12 protein-coding genes are annotated in these 14349 nt (G+C 50.2%); all 12 read right to left on the bottom strand.

Annotated elements, in window-relative coordinates; translation table 11 throughout:
* Window positions 1-20 precede the first annotated feature (20 nt).
* Complete coding sequence (locus tag EDM55_RS14915; RefSeq protein WP_122960641.1) at window positions 21-1700, bottom strand: asparagine synthase-related protein; 1680 nt, start codon at window positions 1698-1700, stop codon at window positions 21-23.
* 59 nt (window positions 1701-1759) lie between these two features.
* Entirely contained in the window at window positions 1760-3427 is a 1668-nt protein-coding gene (locus EDM55_RS14910; RefSeq protein ID WP_122960640.1) for an asparagine synthase C-terminal domain-containing protein, read from the bottom strand.
* A gap of 37 nt (window positions 3428-3464) precedes the next feature.
* Entirely contained in the window at window positions 3465-5111 is a 1647-nt protein-coding gene (locus EDM55_RS14905) for an asparagine synthase-related protein (protein WP_122960639.1), read from the bottom strand.
* Window positions 5112-5144: 33 nt separating this feature from the next.
* Window positions 5145-6320, bottom strand: a complete 1176-nt coding sequence (locus tag EDM55_RS14900) for a glycosyltransferase family 4 protein (RefSeq protein ID WP_170184410.1) — start codon at window positions 6318-6320, stop codon at window positions 5145-5147.
* 2 nt (window positions 6321-6322) lie between these two features.
* Window positions 6323-7063: a glycosyltransferase family 2 protein gene (locus EDM55_RS14895; protein ID WP_122960705.1), complete on the bottom strand. Its 741-nt coding sequence runs from the start codon at window positions 7061-7063 to the stop codon at window positions 6323-6325.
* The gene (locus EDM55_RS14890; protein WP_122960638.1) at window positions 7060-8325 is read right to left on the bottom strand and encodes an O-antigen ligase family protein; all 1266 of its coding nucleotides are present in this window, start codon (window positions 8323-8325) and stop codon (window positions 7060-7062) included. The genes EDM55_RS14895 and EDM55_RS14890 overlap by 4 nt, the downstream gene beginning before the upstream one ends.
* A 28-nt stretch (window positions 8326-8353) precedes the next feature.
* Entirely contained in the window at window positions 8354-9304 is a 951-nt protein-coding gene (locus EDM55_RS14885; RefSeq protein ID WP_092268688.1) for a GDP-L-fucose synthase family protein, read from the bottom strand.
* The gene (locus tag EDM55_RS14880; protein WP_170184411.1) at window positions 9305-10618 is read right to left on the bottom strand and encodes a flippase; all 1314 of its coding nucleotides are present in this window, start codon (window positions 10616-10618) and stop codon (window positions 9305-9307) included.
* A gap of 59 nt (window positions 10619-10677) precedes the next feature.
* On the bottom strand, window positions 10678-11736 hold the full coding sequence (gene gmd / locus EDM55_RS14875) for a GDP-mannose 4,6-dehydratase (RefSeq protein ID WP_122960637.1): 1059 nt from the start codon (window positions 11734-11736) through the stop codon (window positions 10678-10680).
* Window positions 11737-11753: 17 nt separating this feature from the next.
* Window positions 11754-12413: a YveK family protein gene (locus tag EDM55_RS14870; RefSeq protein WP_122960636.1), complete on the bottom strand. Its 660-nt coding sequence runs from the start codon at window positions 12411-12413 to the stop codon at window positions 11754-11756.
* Window positions 12414-12589: 176 nt separating this feature from the next.
* Window positions 12590-12940 (bottom strand): helix-turn-helix domain-containing protein, encoded by a 351-nt coding sequence (locus EDM55_RS14865; RefSeq protein ID WP_092268679.1) that lies wholly within the window; start codon window positions 12938-12940, stop codon window positions 12590-12592.
* Between the two features lie 15 nt (window positions 12941-12955).
* The gene (locus EDM55_RS14860) at window positions 12956-14326 is read right to left on the bottom strand and encodes a sugar phosphate nucleotidyltransferase (protein WP_122960635.1); all 1371 of its coding nucleotides are present in this window, start codon (window positions 14324-14326) and stop codon (window positions 12956-12958) included.
* Between the last annotated feature and the right edge of the window lie 23 nt (window positions 14327-14349).

Below are 14349 nucleotides of genomic sequence, written 5' to 3'. Positions count from 1 at the left end.
ATCCTCGCCCCTTGTTCCTTCTATACGCTTGCTACCGCCAGACTGTTTTCCTGCTGTTTCCCCTGCAACTCTCTCACGTCTTTGCCTTCCAGCAGCCGCATGAACAAGGCAATCGTCACCATGTTCCCGAGATGCGTGTCCAGAATCTCACTCATATGCAGCTTGTCGTCCAAGATCCCTTCCTGTTTCAGTAGAGCTATCGCTTCCTGCGTCACCCGCATGCTGCGAATCGTCTTGAACAGCTCGGGATGCTCCGGACTTTCCTGCAGGTACGTTTTATGGAAAAGCTTGCGGCCCAGCACTTTCGTCGCCCGTCTCGTCCGGTTGCGGATGTATTTGACCATATCCTTCAGAATCTCCGTCTTTTCAAACGAAACCGATATCCCGCCCTCTGCCGTGCGGATTTTGGCAACTGGCGCATTCAGCTGCGTAATCATTTTGCGGTGGTACTGGTTGAAAAAGCGCTCCCGACGTTTCAAATGAAAGCCGTATCGCACCAGATCGTACTCCAAAAACGGAGAGTAACAGCCAAACAGATGACTCGCTGCGGAGATGAACGTACTCGCCACCGTTTTCATCCGGAAATGATAGTAGATGCTGTCATAGGTTTTCGTGTTCATATCCAAAAGATAGGGCTCGAGCTTCTGAACCACTAGATCCTCGAAGCCGTCGTTTAACGCCTTGTATTCCCCGGCAAAATACGTGCTCTTGCACTTGATCTGCAGCATTCTCATCCGCAAAAAGCGGCGAATGTTCGATTTCTTGCGGGCATAGAAGGGAAAGTCCTGCACCCACATGTTCTCTTTGAAAAACTCCCCCCCAATCCCCGAAATAACGAGATCGATCCCCCGCTGTTCTCGGCTCTGGTGGTGAGGCAGGGTGCGGTAGTGCTTGAAAAGATCGTTCATCCCATCACACCAGGCAAACAGCTCGGGCACCCTCTGTTCCAGGCGATCAACACACGGCTCCGAAACATAGAGCTCGTGCTTTAGCGCGCTGGCGACTTGCTTGGGCACCTCGACATCCTGGATTCCATTCCTGCCTGTGATCGCTGCCTCGAAGGGTACGCCATGATGATCAAGCAGCACACACACAAGCCTGGAGTCCACACCTCCTGTTAAATCCGCACTCACTTTCAAATGGTGGACCGATTTGCTGAACAACCGGAAAAATTCCATCACATCCACTTTCGGGCACGCATCGTCCAGTTTTTCCAATTCCTTGGATAGGATTGTTTTTTTATGATTGCAAAGGACAATAATCTCATTACAGTCGATCTTGAAAATGCCATCGACGAGCGTGCGGTTGTGATAAATGTTTCCAAAGTTCAGGAATTCGATAATGGATTCCTTTGATACGCGTTCCTTGCCATACCCACTCTTTTTCGCTAATGCGAGAAAGGACGTGGAAACGATCGCTTCCATGTGAAACGCTTCGAATGCGCCACTGTTGTCAATGAATGCGTAGTACATATCTGCCTGCTTGTCGTACACCGTCATAAAGAAGTGGCCTTTTAACAGCTTGACAGCAGCGACCATCCCACTCATGCGAAGCTCTTCCAGAAATGCCATGACGGACTCGACACCCGCCGCCACTCCCAAAATAAAGACAAAGCCCTTCCAGCCCACCTTATAGTTGGCATCCTCCCAAACCTGTTCCTTGGACTGGAATTCTGTAATACCCTCACTCGTGATCAGCATGCACCATCACCCTGTCCTATCGAAGAATTCATAACGAGTGGAAAAGAATCGACATCTGGCTAACTCCCGGAGGTGCTCATTTGATGCCCATTCGATTCTGCTTTCTTGTTATCTAGGTAAAAAATTAGCGTTGCCAGCGAAATCAAATTGCCCAAATGCTGATTGTGTATCCGATCGATCGTCAAATCAGGATGCAGGATCAGAAGTTCCTTGAGCAGCTTCAATGATTCCTGGGTATGCCCCAGCTGCCTTATCGTCGTGAACAGCTCGGGATGCTCCGGACTATCTGACGAGTAGCTTTTCTTGAGCACCTTTCTTGCCAGCAGCTTCATCAGCCGTTTGGAATAGCTCACCGCGTATTTTCGTACGTCCTTTGCCACCTCCAGCCGTTGGGTAGAGACTGAAATACCGCCTTCGGATGTCCGAATTTTTGACACCGCGGGATTCAGCGTCGTGATGATTTTTCGGTGAAACCGGTTGAATATCCGCTCCCTTCTCTCCAGTTGAAATCCATAACGAACGAGATCCTCGTCGAGCAGCGGCGCATAGGTCGGCAGCACGTGATTGGCCGCCGTCAAATACTTGCCCGCGATGGACTTCATCCGGTAGTGGTAATAAATGTTGTCATAGGTCTTGGCGTTGGTCTCCAGTACATAGGGAGCGAGCTCAACCAACATTCGCTCGCTGAGGGATAGCGCAAGCGGCACGTATGCGTCATGAAAATAGTGCAGACCACATGAGATCGGAAGGAATCGCGAGTGGAAAAGGCGGCTCAAGTTTGCCTTTTTCATACTGTAAAAGGGGAAATCCTGCAGCCAGAAAAAGTCCTTGAACAATTCCCCTCCGACCCCCGTAATCGCCATGCTCATTCCACGCTGGAGGCGATTGCGGTTATGCTGCAGCGTTCGATAATGGCGCAGACAATCATGCAAGCCATCACTGATCCGAAACAGCTCATCGATGTCCTCCTCCAGATTGTTTACCAGAGGAGTCGTCACATGGAGCGAGACCCCAAACAAATCGGCCACTTCTTTGGGGATATCCACGTCCGAAATGCCCTCCCTGCCGGAGATGGTCGCCTCGAATTCGACTCCATAATAATGAAGCAGAACGCTGATCAGCCTGGAGTCGATCCCGCCTGACAGATCCACGCTCACCTTCTGATTGCGAAGTGACCGTGATAATTGCTGAAAAAAATCATGAAAATCCATAACCGGTTGTGACACATCATAGATGGGGGCGAGCTTTTTTCGTTTTACTTTCACATGGCGCCGATCAAACAGGAGTAGCTCGCCGCTGTCAATCTTGCGGATCGAATCAAAAAACGTCTTATTTTCAAACAAGTGACCAAAATGAAGAAACTCAATGATCGCCTGCCTGTTCATCGAAGCAATGTTCAGGTTTTTATGGGCAGCTAGCGTGAGAAAGGAACTAGATATGGCATCCTCTGTATAAAAGGCATCATGACAGCCGCTCGAATCGACGAAGCAGTAAAAATGTTGGAGAGGCTTCAGCTTCACGATCATCATATAGCTGCCTTTTAGATGCAGGACGTCCTGATCCAAGGTGGCCTCGGTGAAGAACGTCGCAAAGTGCCGGACGGATGGCAGCCCCGCCAACATCCCTTGTACATATACAAAGCCCTTCCAGTAAATGACGGCCTTGTCGTTCTCCCAACGGTGAAAACCACAAACATCTGTCGATATCCCTTCACGTGTAAGTAACAAGTGCCACTCCTCCAATTGCTTTTTCCGTTTCTTCTCTCTACGTGCCGTGACGCTGTTCTTTGGTAGAATAAAGGAACTTCATGAAAAGAGATAAGGATAAGAAATGACTGAGATGGGCGTCGTGAATGTCTTGCAGTTGAACCTTTGCTTGCAAGATTTTTTCCTCTTTTAACAGCTCTACCGCCTCTCTGGCTAACCGTGATTCCCGGATTCGCGTGGAGAACTCGGGATGATCCGCTGGCTGCCTAGTATACGAACCGTGAAAGAGCCGTCTTTCGATGACTTTCATCAGTCGTGTGCCTTTGTCCCACACGTATTTTTGGATGTCTTTGCCGACCTCCCACTTGTCCGAAGATACAGAAATTCCGCCCTCTGAGGTTCGAATCTTTGCAATGTGCGGGTTGACCTTTGAAATCGTTTTGCGATGGAAGGTATTAAAAAAACGCTCCCTTCGCTTCAGATGGAAGCCAAACTGTACAAAATCAGGCTCGACCATGGGCGCGTAGCTGGGCAGCACCCGGTTGGCTGCGGTGATAAAGCCGCCGCCTATGACGGGGAATTCGTAGTGGTAGTAGATGTTGTCGTACGTCTTCGTGTTGGTGTCCAGTTCAAAGCGGGTCAACGTATGAAGCGTCCCATTTTGCAGCGTTTGGTTTGCGGATACATACTCACCGGTAAAGTAGTCGTTTTTGCAAGGAATCGGCAGCATAAACATGTGAAACATCCGATCGAGCCTGGCCGTTTTACTCGTATAAAACGGGAAGTCCTGCAGCCATAATTCGTCTTTCAAAAATTCCCCGCCAATCCCGCTCAAGGCGAGCTCGATGCCTCTTTTCACCCGATTTTGATTATGCTGGTACGAGCGGTAATGCTTGAAGACATCACTCAAGCCGTCGCTGACACGGAAAACCTCTGGTATGCAGTCCTCCAGGTTATCGATGGTGGGACGTGTCACATGCAGCGTGGTGCCCATGGCGGCGGCCACTTCTTTAGCAATCTCGACATCCTCCATCCCGTCCATCCCGGAAACCGTTGTCTCGAAAGGCACGCCAAAGTAATCCAGAAGGACCGCGATCAGCCGAGAATCTACCCCACCCGTGAGGTCCACGCTCAGCCGGTAATCTTTGATAGACGCTGCCATCTTTTCAAAAAAGGGAAGGTAGTGAAAATCACCGTTTCCCGCATCGATCGGAGCCAAATTTTTGGAGTGAACACTCTTTCCGTTCGGTCCAAAACGGATGATCTGGTTACGATCAATCCGGGAAATGCCCTCGACTAGCGTTTTGTTGGCAAATACGTTTCCAAAGTTGACGAACTCCAGGACGGACTCTCGGTCCAGACTAGAAGAGGTCAAACCGTGATAGGAGACCATCTCCAAGAAAGAAGTGGCCGCAGCTGTTTTGGATTGAAAGGCAGTGAATCCGCCATTATTATCGGTAAAGCAGGTGTACTTGTGCGTCTGTTTTTCCTTTACGACCATAAAGAAATGCCCTCGCAGCTCCATCAGTGCACGATCCATTCCCTTTAAGGCGATCAAGCGGGCAAACTCCCGTACCGATGCCGCACCGGGCGGGATTCCCAGCAAGTAGAGAAAACCTCTCCACCGGAAGAGATATTCCGGATTTTCCCACGCTTGCAGGTCACCCGCTAAACTCCTCAGTCCTTTCGCTGTTAACAGCAACACCAGCTTCCCCCTTCACTTGGTCCTCGATTCCGATTATTGACCCAGGATTCCACGCAGCTTCTGATTGTCCGAAATGATGCTCCTCGCCTTGTTTACAAAGGTAATTTTCTTTGCCGCATCCTTGTTGAGCTGAATAATTTTTTGAACGAATGTCTGTGGATGATTGACGCAAAAGTCCTCATCAAATATGTCCTCGGAATACCCGACAGTGCTTTCTTTGGTTGCAAGCACCGGGATGCCTTTCATGATCCCCTCGAGTATCTTGATTTTTGCTCCGCCCCCCAGCGTGTTGGGGACGATGAGAAAATCACAGCTGCGAATGTACTCATCCACGGATTTGACGGCTCCCGTCACGATGATTTGCTCGGAGTGGTATTTTTGAATCAACGGGCTAGGATCGCGTCCGACCACGAACAGCCGGTAACGCTCATCCTGCTTGACGAGCTCCTGGAAAACATTTTCGATGAACCAGAGTGCTCCCAGCACATTGGGGTACCATTCCATGCTGCCCAGGAGCAGTAAATTGTAGCTCGGATGCTCCACATGCTCTCTCTCTTTAATCGTCGGATAGTTGTAATAGGGGGGGATGACGTGAATGTGGTCAGCGGCTTTTCCCATTGCAGAAATGAGCTTTTTATCCTCCTCGGAAATCACCCAGATATCGTCGACCGCCTGTATAGCTTGATGCTCCAGCCGCTTGATTCCGCGATTGAGCAGCCGAAGCTTCCACTTATCCTTTGCACGGGACTGATACCGGATTTCTTCGCGAGCGTTCATATGCTCAATATTGTGCTGGATAAGCACGAGCTTGGTCCGTTTTCGATCGATGTGCTTTTGAATTGTTTCGTACAAAAAGAACATGCGCAAGTGATCGAGAATGATGACGTCGTATTGCGTCTCGGACAGGAGTCGATCCGCTTCTTCCATCATGCGCGGCAAATATTTTTGCGTACTGTCCCCATAGAAGAGGACTTTCTTGTAGTTCTCCCATTTTGTCGGCTGATAGGGAACCAGTCGCATCTGCCGAAAGAGCTTCGAGTAGTAGCGATACTCCTCGGTTTCCACATCCGTCTCCGTGTATTCATAGGAAAGGACATCGAACGTGCTGTCGGGACTTGCGATTCTCTCCAGGATGCCGAGAGAGTAGATCGCATCACCGGAGTTGACTGGAAACAGCTTTCCCGAAATGTACAATACTTGTTTTCCCATCGTTATCTCATCCTCAACTGGTTGTGAAATGGCAAACATCGCTTGAGAAAAGTCTTGCCCCGATACATCCGCAAAAGCGAGGGGTATTGCTGCAGAATCTCGAGTCTTTGCCCGAACAGCTCCTGTCTTTGAAGATCGCTGACCCCGCCGCCTTCGTATTTGCAGATCGCCTGGTCCACTTTTTCAAAGATGTCTCCGTTTTTCCTCATCTCCAGAACTGCCTTGAAATCAGCTGAAATCGAGTACCGGCAGTCGTATAGGACGCGCTGATGCAGCCGAGTTGCAAACAGGATTGATTGATGGCAAATCATCTGTGTACTCAAATAAAAATCGCTCAGCTGGACCGGCTGCGACACGATTTGGCCATCACGATAAATATTCCCGTACAAATGTTTGTCTCCCGTACGTCCTGGCAGGATCGCATCCAGCACGACATGATTGTAAAAAACGTCGCCGGCGTTCATGAAAATCACGTAATCACTGTCCGGGGAAACCAAGGATAGCCCTTTGTTCATCGCGTCATAAATGCCTTTGTCCGGCTCGGAAATCACTTCGTCGATCATGCGTCGATAGCGCCCGATAATTGCCAGTGTCTCGTCTGTAGAGCCTCCATCGACGATGACATACTCCTTGTTGCGATACGTCTGGCTCATGACGCTTTTGATCGTGGTCGCAAGCCTCTCCCCTGCTTGATAGGTCACTGTAATGATGCTGATTTTCGGCAAATGCCCCGTTGCCATCATCTCCGCTCCCCTTTCCCTGCCAGATCCGCGTGCAGGTGGAACCCTTTTAAATAGCCGATAAAGAAGAAAAACAAAGTCACATAGGTGTACGAAGCGATCAGCGTCGGCTCTACCATCATCGCCACGAAAAACGATACAGATAATCCAATGACCCCATACGACTGATCTGGTTTCTTCTTCAGGAAAGACAACAGGTAGGGCACATGCTTGAGCTGTATGACCAGCAGCAGCAGCATAGGGATGACACCAACATACCAGCCTACGTCCAGCCACAGATTATGGGCGTAGTCGAACGGAGAGAAGTCCGTTTTCGCTCCTCCCATCGGATACTCGAGCAAGCCGATCAGCCCTTTGTACCAGAGTGCGTACCTTGGTGTGTCCAGCCCTTCACTGAGCAAGCGATCCATAAAAGGATTTTCGAGCAAGCTTTTGGTCTCGGAGAAATCGATAAAAAACAAGTTCAGCGGCATGAGGCAGAACAAAATGATGAGCAGCACGAGCTTTTTGTGCGTCAGCTTCATCTGCGTGATGTACATGAGCGTTGCCAGTGAAAATGCCAGCGCGCCGGCATAGATCGGACTGCGATTTTGCAGCATCAGATTAAAAAAGATACTCGTCGCAGCCAGTGCCAGAAAACAGCCCTTGAGCAACAGATTGATGCGGCTGTAAATCATCGAGATCAGGCAAATGCTCAAGGAAAAATAAATCCCGATGATCGGTCCGTTGATCGTCCCCCCGTTCCAAAACGACGGGACTGCCCGCTCTGCAATCAAGTAGTTGTTGCTCGCCACTTCCCCCAAGTGATTCATGGCATAGCTCGCCGTTGACAGCAAGGCGTAGGTGAACAGTCCTCCTACTGTTACGCCGAGGATGACACTGATATTCGTATAGTTCTGAGCCAGAAAATAGCCGATGATATAGGCAATTGTCATATTGGCGATGAGAAACATCATCTTGCTCTTAAGCCAGTCATCTTCCGTCGTAATTTCAAAGAGAACGCACATGGTGTAATAGAGGAAGGCAAAGAGGAAAACGAGAGAGGCATCCAACAAAAAGGAGACAGTCACATTCTTGTTCTTCAGGAAAAAGATGAGCACCAAGCAAGGGAACAGACAGATGAGAGACAAATTGGGGACACTCGCGCCGTAGAGGAACACACTGGTGAGCAAAAGCAGCGTGGCGAGCTTGTAGGTCGTCGCCTCCCGCCCGGAGGACAGATCTTCAGGATGACTTCTGGAAATGATGATAAACGTGTCCCTCACATGGATCCCCCCAAGAAACTCTCATCGTCTACGGTCGGACAATCAAGTGCTGCTTGCGATACCAGTCGTACGTCTGCTGAATTCCCGCCTCCAAAGTCGTGCTGGCATTCCAGCCCAAGCGAGCCATTCTGGAGACGTCGAGCCACTTGCGCGGGGTGCCGTCCGGTTTATCCGAACGAAAGACGATTTCCCCCTGATAACCGACAATGCGTTTGATGAGGCTCGCGAGCTCCCTGATCTCGACATCTTCTCCCGTACCTATATTTACAAACGGCGCCGTATCCCTCTGATCAAAGAACTTCATCAGATAGACGCAGGCATCTGCAAGATCATCGACATACAAAAACTCTCTTTTGGGCTTCCCTGTGCCCCACACCTCAACACTCGGCGCTTTATGGATGGCAGCCTCGTGAAATTTACGCAGCAGAGCTGGCAGAACATGCGAGCTCTCCAGATCAAAATTGTCGTTTGGCCCATACAGGTTGGTGGGCATGACCGCTAGGAAGTTGGAGCCGTATTGACGATTGTAGGCCTCGCACATCTTGATTCCCGCGATTTTTGCCAGCGCATACGGTTCGTTGGTCGGCTCTAGTTCTCCGCTTAGCAAGTACTGCTCCCGAATCGGCTGTGGTGCGAATTTGGGATAAATGCATGAGCTGCCAAGAAACAGCAGCTTTTTCACGCCGAACAAGTGGGCGGCATGAATCACGTTCGTCTGAATCACCAGGTTTTGATAGAGAAAGTCAGCCGGATATTGCGAATTTGCTAGAATGCCCCCTACCTTCGCTGCTGCCATAAACACGTATTCTGGCTGCTCTTGGGCAAAGAATCTCGCAACAGCTTCCTGATTCAGTAGATCGAGCTCGCCGCGATCCCGCACAAGAATACGCTCGAACCCTTGCGCTTCCAACGTTCTTTTTATTGCTGATCCCACTAGTCCACGGTGGCCAGCCACAAATATGCGCGCTTGTAAGTCCACTTACAGGTACTCCCCTTTCGAGCGAATAGGCAATTGAGCTATGATTTTCTTCAACCGAAACGGCACGAGTATCGCCTTGGTTTGCATCGCCCCCACCTGATGCAGCGGTTTGAAAAAGAAGCAGGAGGCATGTGTTTGGAACCAGTACGAGAATAGGGATGCAATAGTCGCCCCCATCGCACCGTATCTAGGAATCAGCAGCAGATTGAGTAGGACGTTCAGGATGCAGCCCATCACCGAAGTGACGAACTGCCATTTGGTGTAGTTCATCGTGTTGAGGAATGAGGAACGGGCCAAGCCAAGGTTGACGAACAGTCCAACCCATATGTAGCATATCAAGAGTGAGGAGGCAGCCGAATACTCCTGCCCGAAAAACGAAACGAGAAAGGGTGCGAGGAAAGTCGTCGCAATCGCCACGATGTAGCCGATCAGAGCCATGACATCAAACAAATGCTGCAGTCGTTCATAAAAGATTTCTTCACTGATTTGCTTGGACGCAACAATACTGGGATACGTCGAGGAAACGATGGCCAGCGGTACGAAATACCACATTTCCCCAAGGCGTACAACTACCGAATAGATCCCCAGCTCGTGATTCCCAACCATATCTCCAATCATGATCTGATCAATGCGCATGTAGATCAGAATGGCGAGACTGGATAGAATCAACGGCCAGCTGTCCTTCAGCATCTCAAGGGAGCATGTCAGTGATGCGCGCCATTTGCGCAGGTAGTTCCCATGTACCCGATAGCCGATCAAAAGTCCGATCATGATGATCACAGCTTCAGCCATTCCCGCATAGGCAAATGCGATGAGCGGCGCCTTGATGACGATCAGCACGACCTTAAGCATCGATATGAGGAAGAAGGAAGTCGCATACGTATATACCTTTACCTTAGCGTTCACCTGAGACTGGAACCAGTAGTCAATCGTATCGAACGCTTGGAGGATCATCCCCATCGCAACCAGAGCCACCATCCACTGCATGTGGGGATCGTCTGGACGCAGAAAGATGATCAGAGCGATGGTGAAAGCGATTGTCGACAGGGAACCAAACAGCTTCAGGACAAACGCACTGCCCAATATCTCGTCTCTTCGCTCTGGCTGCCTGACGATATTGCGAACGACGATGCCTTCCAGCCCCAAAGCTGCTACCGTCGAGAACAACGCCACAAAGGATTGGGCGTAGTTCAGCTGCCCGAACTGATTGGGCCCCAGATAGCGAGCGATGGCGATCCCCACAAAAAAGGAGATAATCAACCGAAATATCCGCTCTACAGCCAGCCAGCTCGAGCTGATCACAATTTTTTTCAACACCTGGCTCCCGTTTACCAGGCTTACTAGAGAAAGGGCCAAAACACGGCATTTCTGTATCATAGAGTTAAGAGGATCTCTTTGTTTGCTTCTGCCAGATCCGCTCGCACCATGCTTTGAACCAGCTCATCAAATGTGCATTCCGGCTGCCAGCCCAGGACTGCCTTTGCCTTTCGTGGATCACCCAGGAGAAGATCCACTTCCGTAGGTCGGAAATACTGCGGGTCTACTTGGACGATGACGTTACCGGTCTGTGCATGTATTCCCACTTCCTCCACGCCGTGCCCCTGCCACACCAGCTCAATGCCGCATTCCCGAAAGGCAAGCTCGACAAACTCCCGTACAGAGTGCGTTTCTCCTGTGGCGATAACGAAATCGTCCGGAGCTTCTTGCTGAAGCATCAGCCACATCGCCTTGACGTAATCTTTCGCGTAGCCCCAATCCCGTTTGGCATCGAGATTGCCGAGGTACAGCCGCTCCTGCAAGCCAAGACGGATCCTCGCCGCCGCACGTGTGATCTTGCGGGTGACAAATGTTTCTCCACGCAGCGGGGATTCGTGATTGAACAGAATGCCGTTGCAGGCAAACATCTGGTAGGCCTCCCGGTAGTTTACTGTGATCCAGTAAGCGTAGAGCTTCGCAGCCGCATAAGGGCTTCGTGGATAAAAAGGCGTAGTCTCGCGCTGAGGAACTTCCTGAACCAGTCCGTAGAGCTCACTCGTAGAAGCTTGATAAAATTTGGTTTTTCCTGCGAGACCCAATATCCGGATGGCCTCCAGCAGGCGAAGTGTCCCGATTCCATCTGCGTTTGCCGTATATTCCGGTGTTTCAAACGACACCTTGACATGGCTTTGCGCTGCCAGGTTGTAGATCTCGTCGGGCTGCACTTCCTGGATGATGCGGATGAGATTCGTCGAGTCGGTCAGGTCGCCGTAATGGAGAAAGAATCGGCTGCTGGCGTCATGCCTGTCTTGATAAAGGTGATCAATCCGATCTGTGTTGAACGAGGACGCTCTGCGTTTGACACCGTGCACCTCGTATCCTTGTTCCAGCAGAAACTCTGCCAGATAGGCTCCGTCTTGACCTGTGACCCCTGTAATGAGCGCTACTTTTTTCATCTGCTTGGACCTCTCCTTTATCCGAGAGCGGACTTACTCATCATCCGCTGCTTTTGCAAAACCCTTGATTTTCGGTAAATAGCATAAGAGTCGTATACGAGTACCAAAGCGATCGACAGGAAGAATCCGACGACAAACGCCATGGCGATGTTCAAAATCGGTCTGGGGTAAACGGGATAGGGATTATCCGAAACCTTTGCTTCGGAAATCACCTGAATGTTGTCGATCTTCATGATTTCTTTAATCTCTTCGACTGAAATTCGGGACAAGGTATTGGCGACTTCCACTGCGGTTACTGGCGACGGGTCTCGAACCGTAATTTCAATCACCTGAGAAGATTTCACGGGCTTAACCTCTATTTTGCTATCGAGCTCGGTTGTAGACAGTCGCAGCTTCATAGCGATCATCGCCTTCTCGAGCACCCTCGGACTTTTAATCATGACTTGATAGGTGTCCATCAGCTTGATGCTCGTTTGAATATCGTTGAAATCGATTTCCCTTGCCAGCTCGGCTTCCTCGGCAGAATTCGGCATCACCAGCAACTCTACGGATGCTCCGTATACCGGAGTGATGTAATAGTAGCTGTAAATACCGACGGCTGACGTGACAACCGTGGTGAAAACAATGACAATCCAGAGTCGTCGCCAGATCATGTCAAACAGCTCGCGTACTTTCATATGCCCTCCTGGACTCCCAATATGAACGTTCTTTTTATAGAACGATTTCTTTTAGTGTAACTTATAGTCCATAAAAAAGAAACAATCATATCCATGCAAAAATCAAGCAAAAATCGGAGTATCACCCCTTTTTCCGACATCATTTTCGCTCTGTTCGTTTCCCATATTGTCGTTCTTTATGAAGAATACTTTTTTGTCTGATTCCCTTGCTTTTTCGTCCACGCGTCCTTCCACGATTTCACCAGCTCTTTGCTGATTCCCGAGCTTTGCAGTTCTCCGATCAGTGCTGCCCATTCCGGATCACAAGGAACGTTTCCTTTTTGGCGATCATGCACATAGAGAACGAGACTGCCCAATTCCATTTCCAGCACCAGCGCAATTTTCTCCAGGATTTGAATGGAGGGATTTGTCTTGATCCCTCTCTCCAAAGAGTTCAAATACGACTTGGTGACTCCCGATCGCTCTGCCAGCTCAGACATGGACAGCCCTTTTTGTATTCGCAGCTCCTGTATACATTTCCCAAGCAATGACTAGCGCTCCCTTCATACCCACGCACAGTTTTTTTCAATCTCTTCCCAGGTCATATAAATGCGGATGATATCCTCCTCTACCAGGGACACTCCGGTTTGCACCTCGATAAATTCGAGATCCGTAATCGCTTTGATCGCATGCTTCGTCTCAACCGGAATCGTCAGGACATCGCCCGCCTGAACGTGGAATATTTTATCGTCCAGGCAAAAAACCCCTTCGCCCCGGATGATCGTCCACACCTCGCTGCGCATGTAATGAAGCTGATAGCTCAAGTTTTTTCCTGCTGAAACGCCAATCCGTTTGGTCAATACTTCCCGTCCGTCCACCGACTTGTCGTGGTCGAGCACCCTGTACCAGCCCCAGCGGCGCTCCTCAAACATCGGACGGGTAGCGATGTCCTTGACGATTTCCTTCACATGATGGCTGACCGTTTTCTCGGCGATCAGGATGCCGTCCGGACTAGCCGCTACGATCGCGTTGGACAAGCCCATCACGACCACGGGGATATCCAGCTCATTGACGAGGTGGGTAGATCGGCAGGTTTCATCCACGAGACCTTTTCCTACCTGACGCTCCTTCATCTGATCGGTCAGCGTATTCCACGTGCCGAGATCGCTCCAGCTTCCTTCGTATGGCAAAACGGCAATACGGCTTGTTTTTTCTACTACCTCGTAGTCAAAGCTGATCGATGAGAGTCCGTGATACTGCCTCAGCAGCTCCTCAAAATGAATCGGAATCCCTTTGTCAATCAGGCTGGTGATCATCGTCTCCAGGCGGAAGGCAAATACACCGCAGTTCCAAAGCGCTTGCTGCTCGATCAGCTTTTCGGCCACGTCTTTGGAAGGCTTCTCGGTAAAGTGGTTTACCTGATAGTACGGCATGCTGTCATGGCGAGGGTGAGGCACGATATAGCCGTACTTTTCAGAAGGATATGTCGGTTTTACCCCTACCAGGGCGAGCTGTGCCTCGGAGTCGCCAAGGACGTGCTCCAGCTGTTTCAGCTTCTCGAAGAAAGCATCGTCGACATAGGCATCTACGGGCATGACGACACATACTTCGTTCATGCTGATTTCCTTCATCGAATACAGGTAGACAGCCGCCAGCGCAATCGCTGGAAAGGTGTCCCGACGATGCGGCTCCACCAGCAGCTCTACATCGCAGCCGATCTGATTTTGGATGATATCGACCTGTGTGCTGCTGGTCGAAATGATGGAATCCTCCTGCAGATGAACGGCTCCCAGCTGCTTCCAGATGCGCTGGATCATCGATTCCATGTCCCCCTGTTCGTTTTGGAGCAAGCGAAGAAACTGCTTGGATCTGGCATCATTGGACAGTGGCCACAATCTTTTTCCCGAACCGCCTGACAGCAAAATCAGCTTCACTGACATTTCCCCCGTTCATCTGT

This window comes from Brevibacillus centrosporus, from assembly GCF_003710815.1.
Taxonomy (GTDB): Bacteria; Bacillota; Bacilli; order Brevibacillales; family Brevibacillaceae; genus Brevibacillus; species Brevibacillus centrosporus.
Note: the sequence above shows the minus strand (reverse complement) of the source record. Positions and strands in the feature narration are given on the sequence as shown.

Coding starts and splice junctions, on each gene's coding strand:
- gmd (WP_122960637.1), bottom strand. CDS start 11,736: ATGAAAAAAGTAGCGCTCATTACAGGGGTCACAGGTCAAGACGGAGCC.
- EDM55_RS14900 (WP_170184410.1), bottom strand. CDS start 6,320: ATGGGAAAACAAGTATTGTACATTTCGGGAAAGCTGTTTCCAGTCAAC.
- EDM55_RS14870 (WP_122960636.1), bottom strand. CDS start 12,413: ATGAAAGTACGCGAGCTGTTTGACATGATCTGGCGACGACTCTGGATT.
- EDM55_RS14915 (WP_122960641.1), bottom strand. CDS start 1,700: ATGCTGATCACGAGTGAGGGTATTACAGAATTCCAGTCCAAGGAACAG.
- EDM55_RS14895 (WP_122960705.1), bottom strand. CDS start 7,063: ATGATGGCAACGGGGCATTTGCCGAAAATCAGCATCATTACAGTGACC.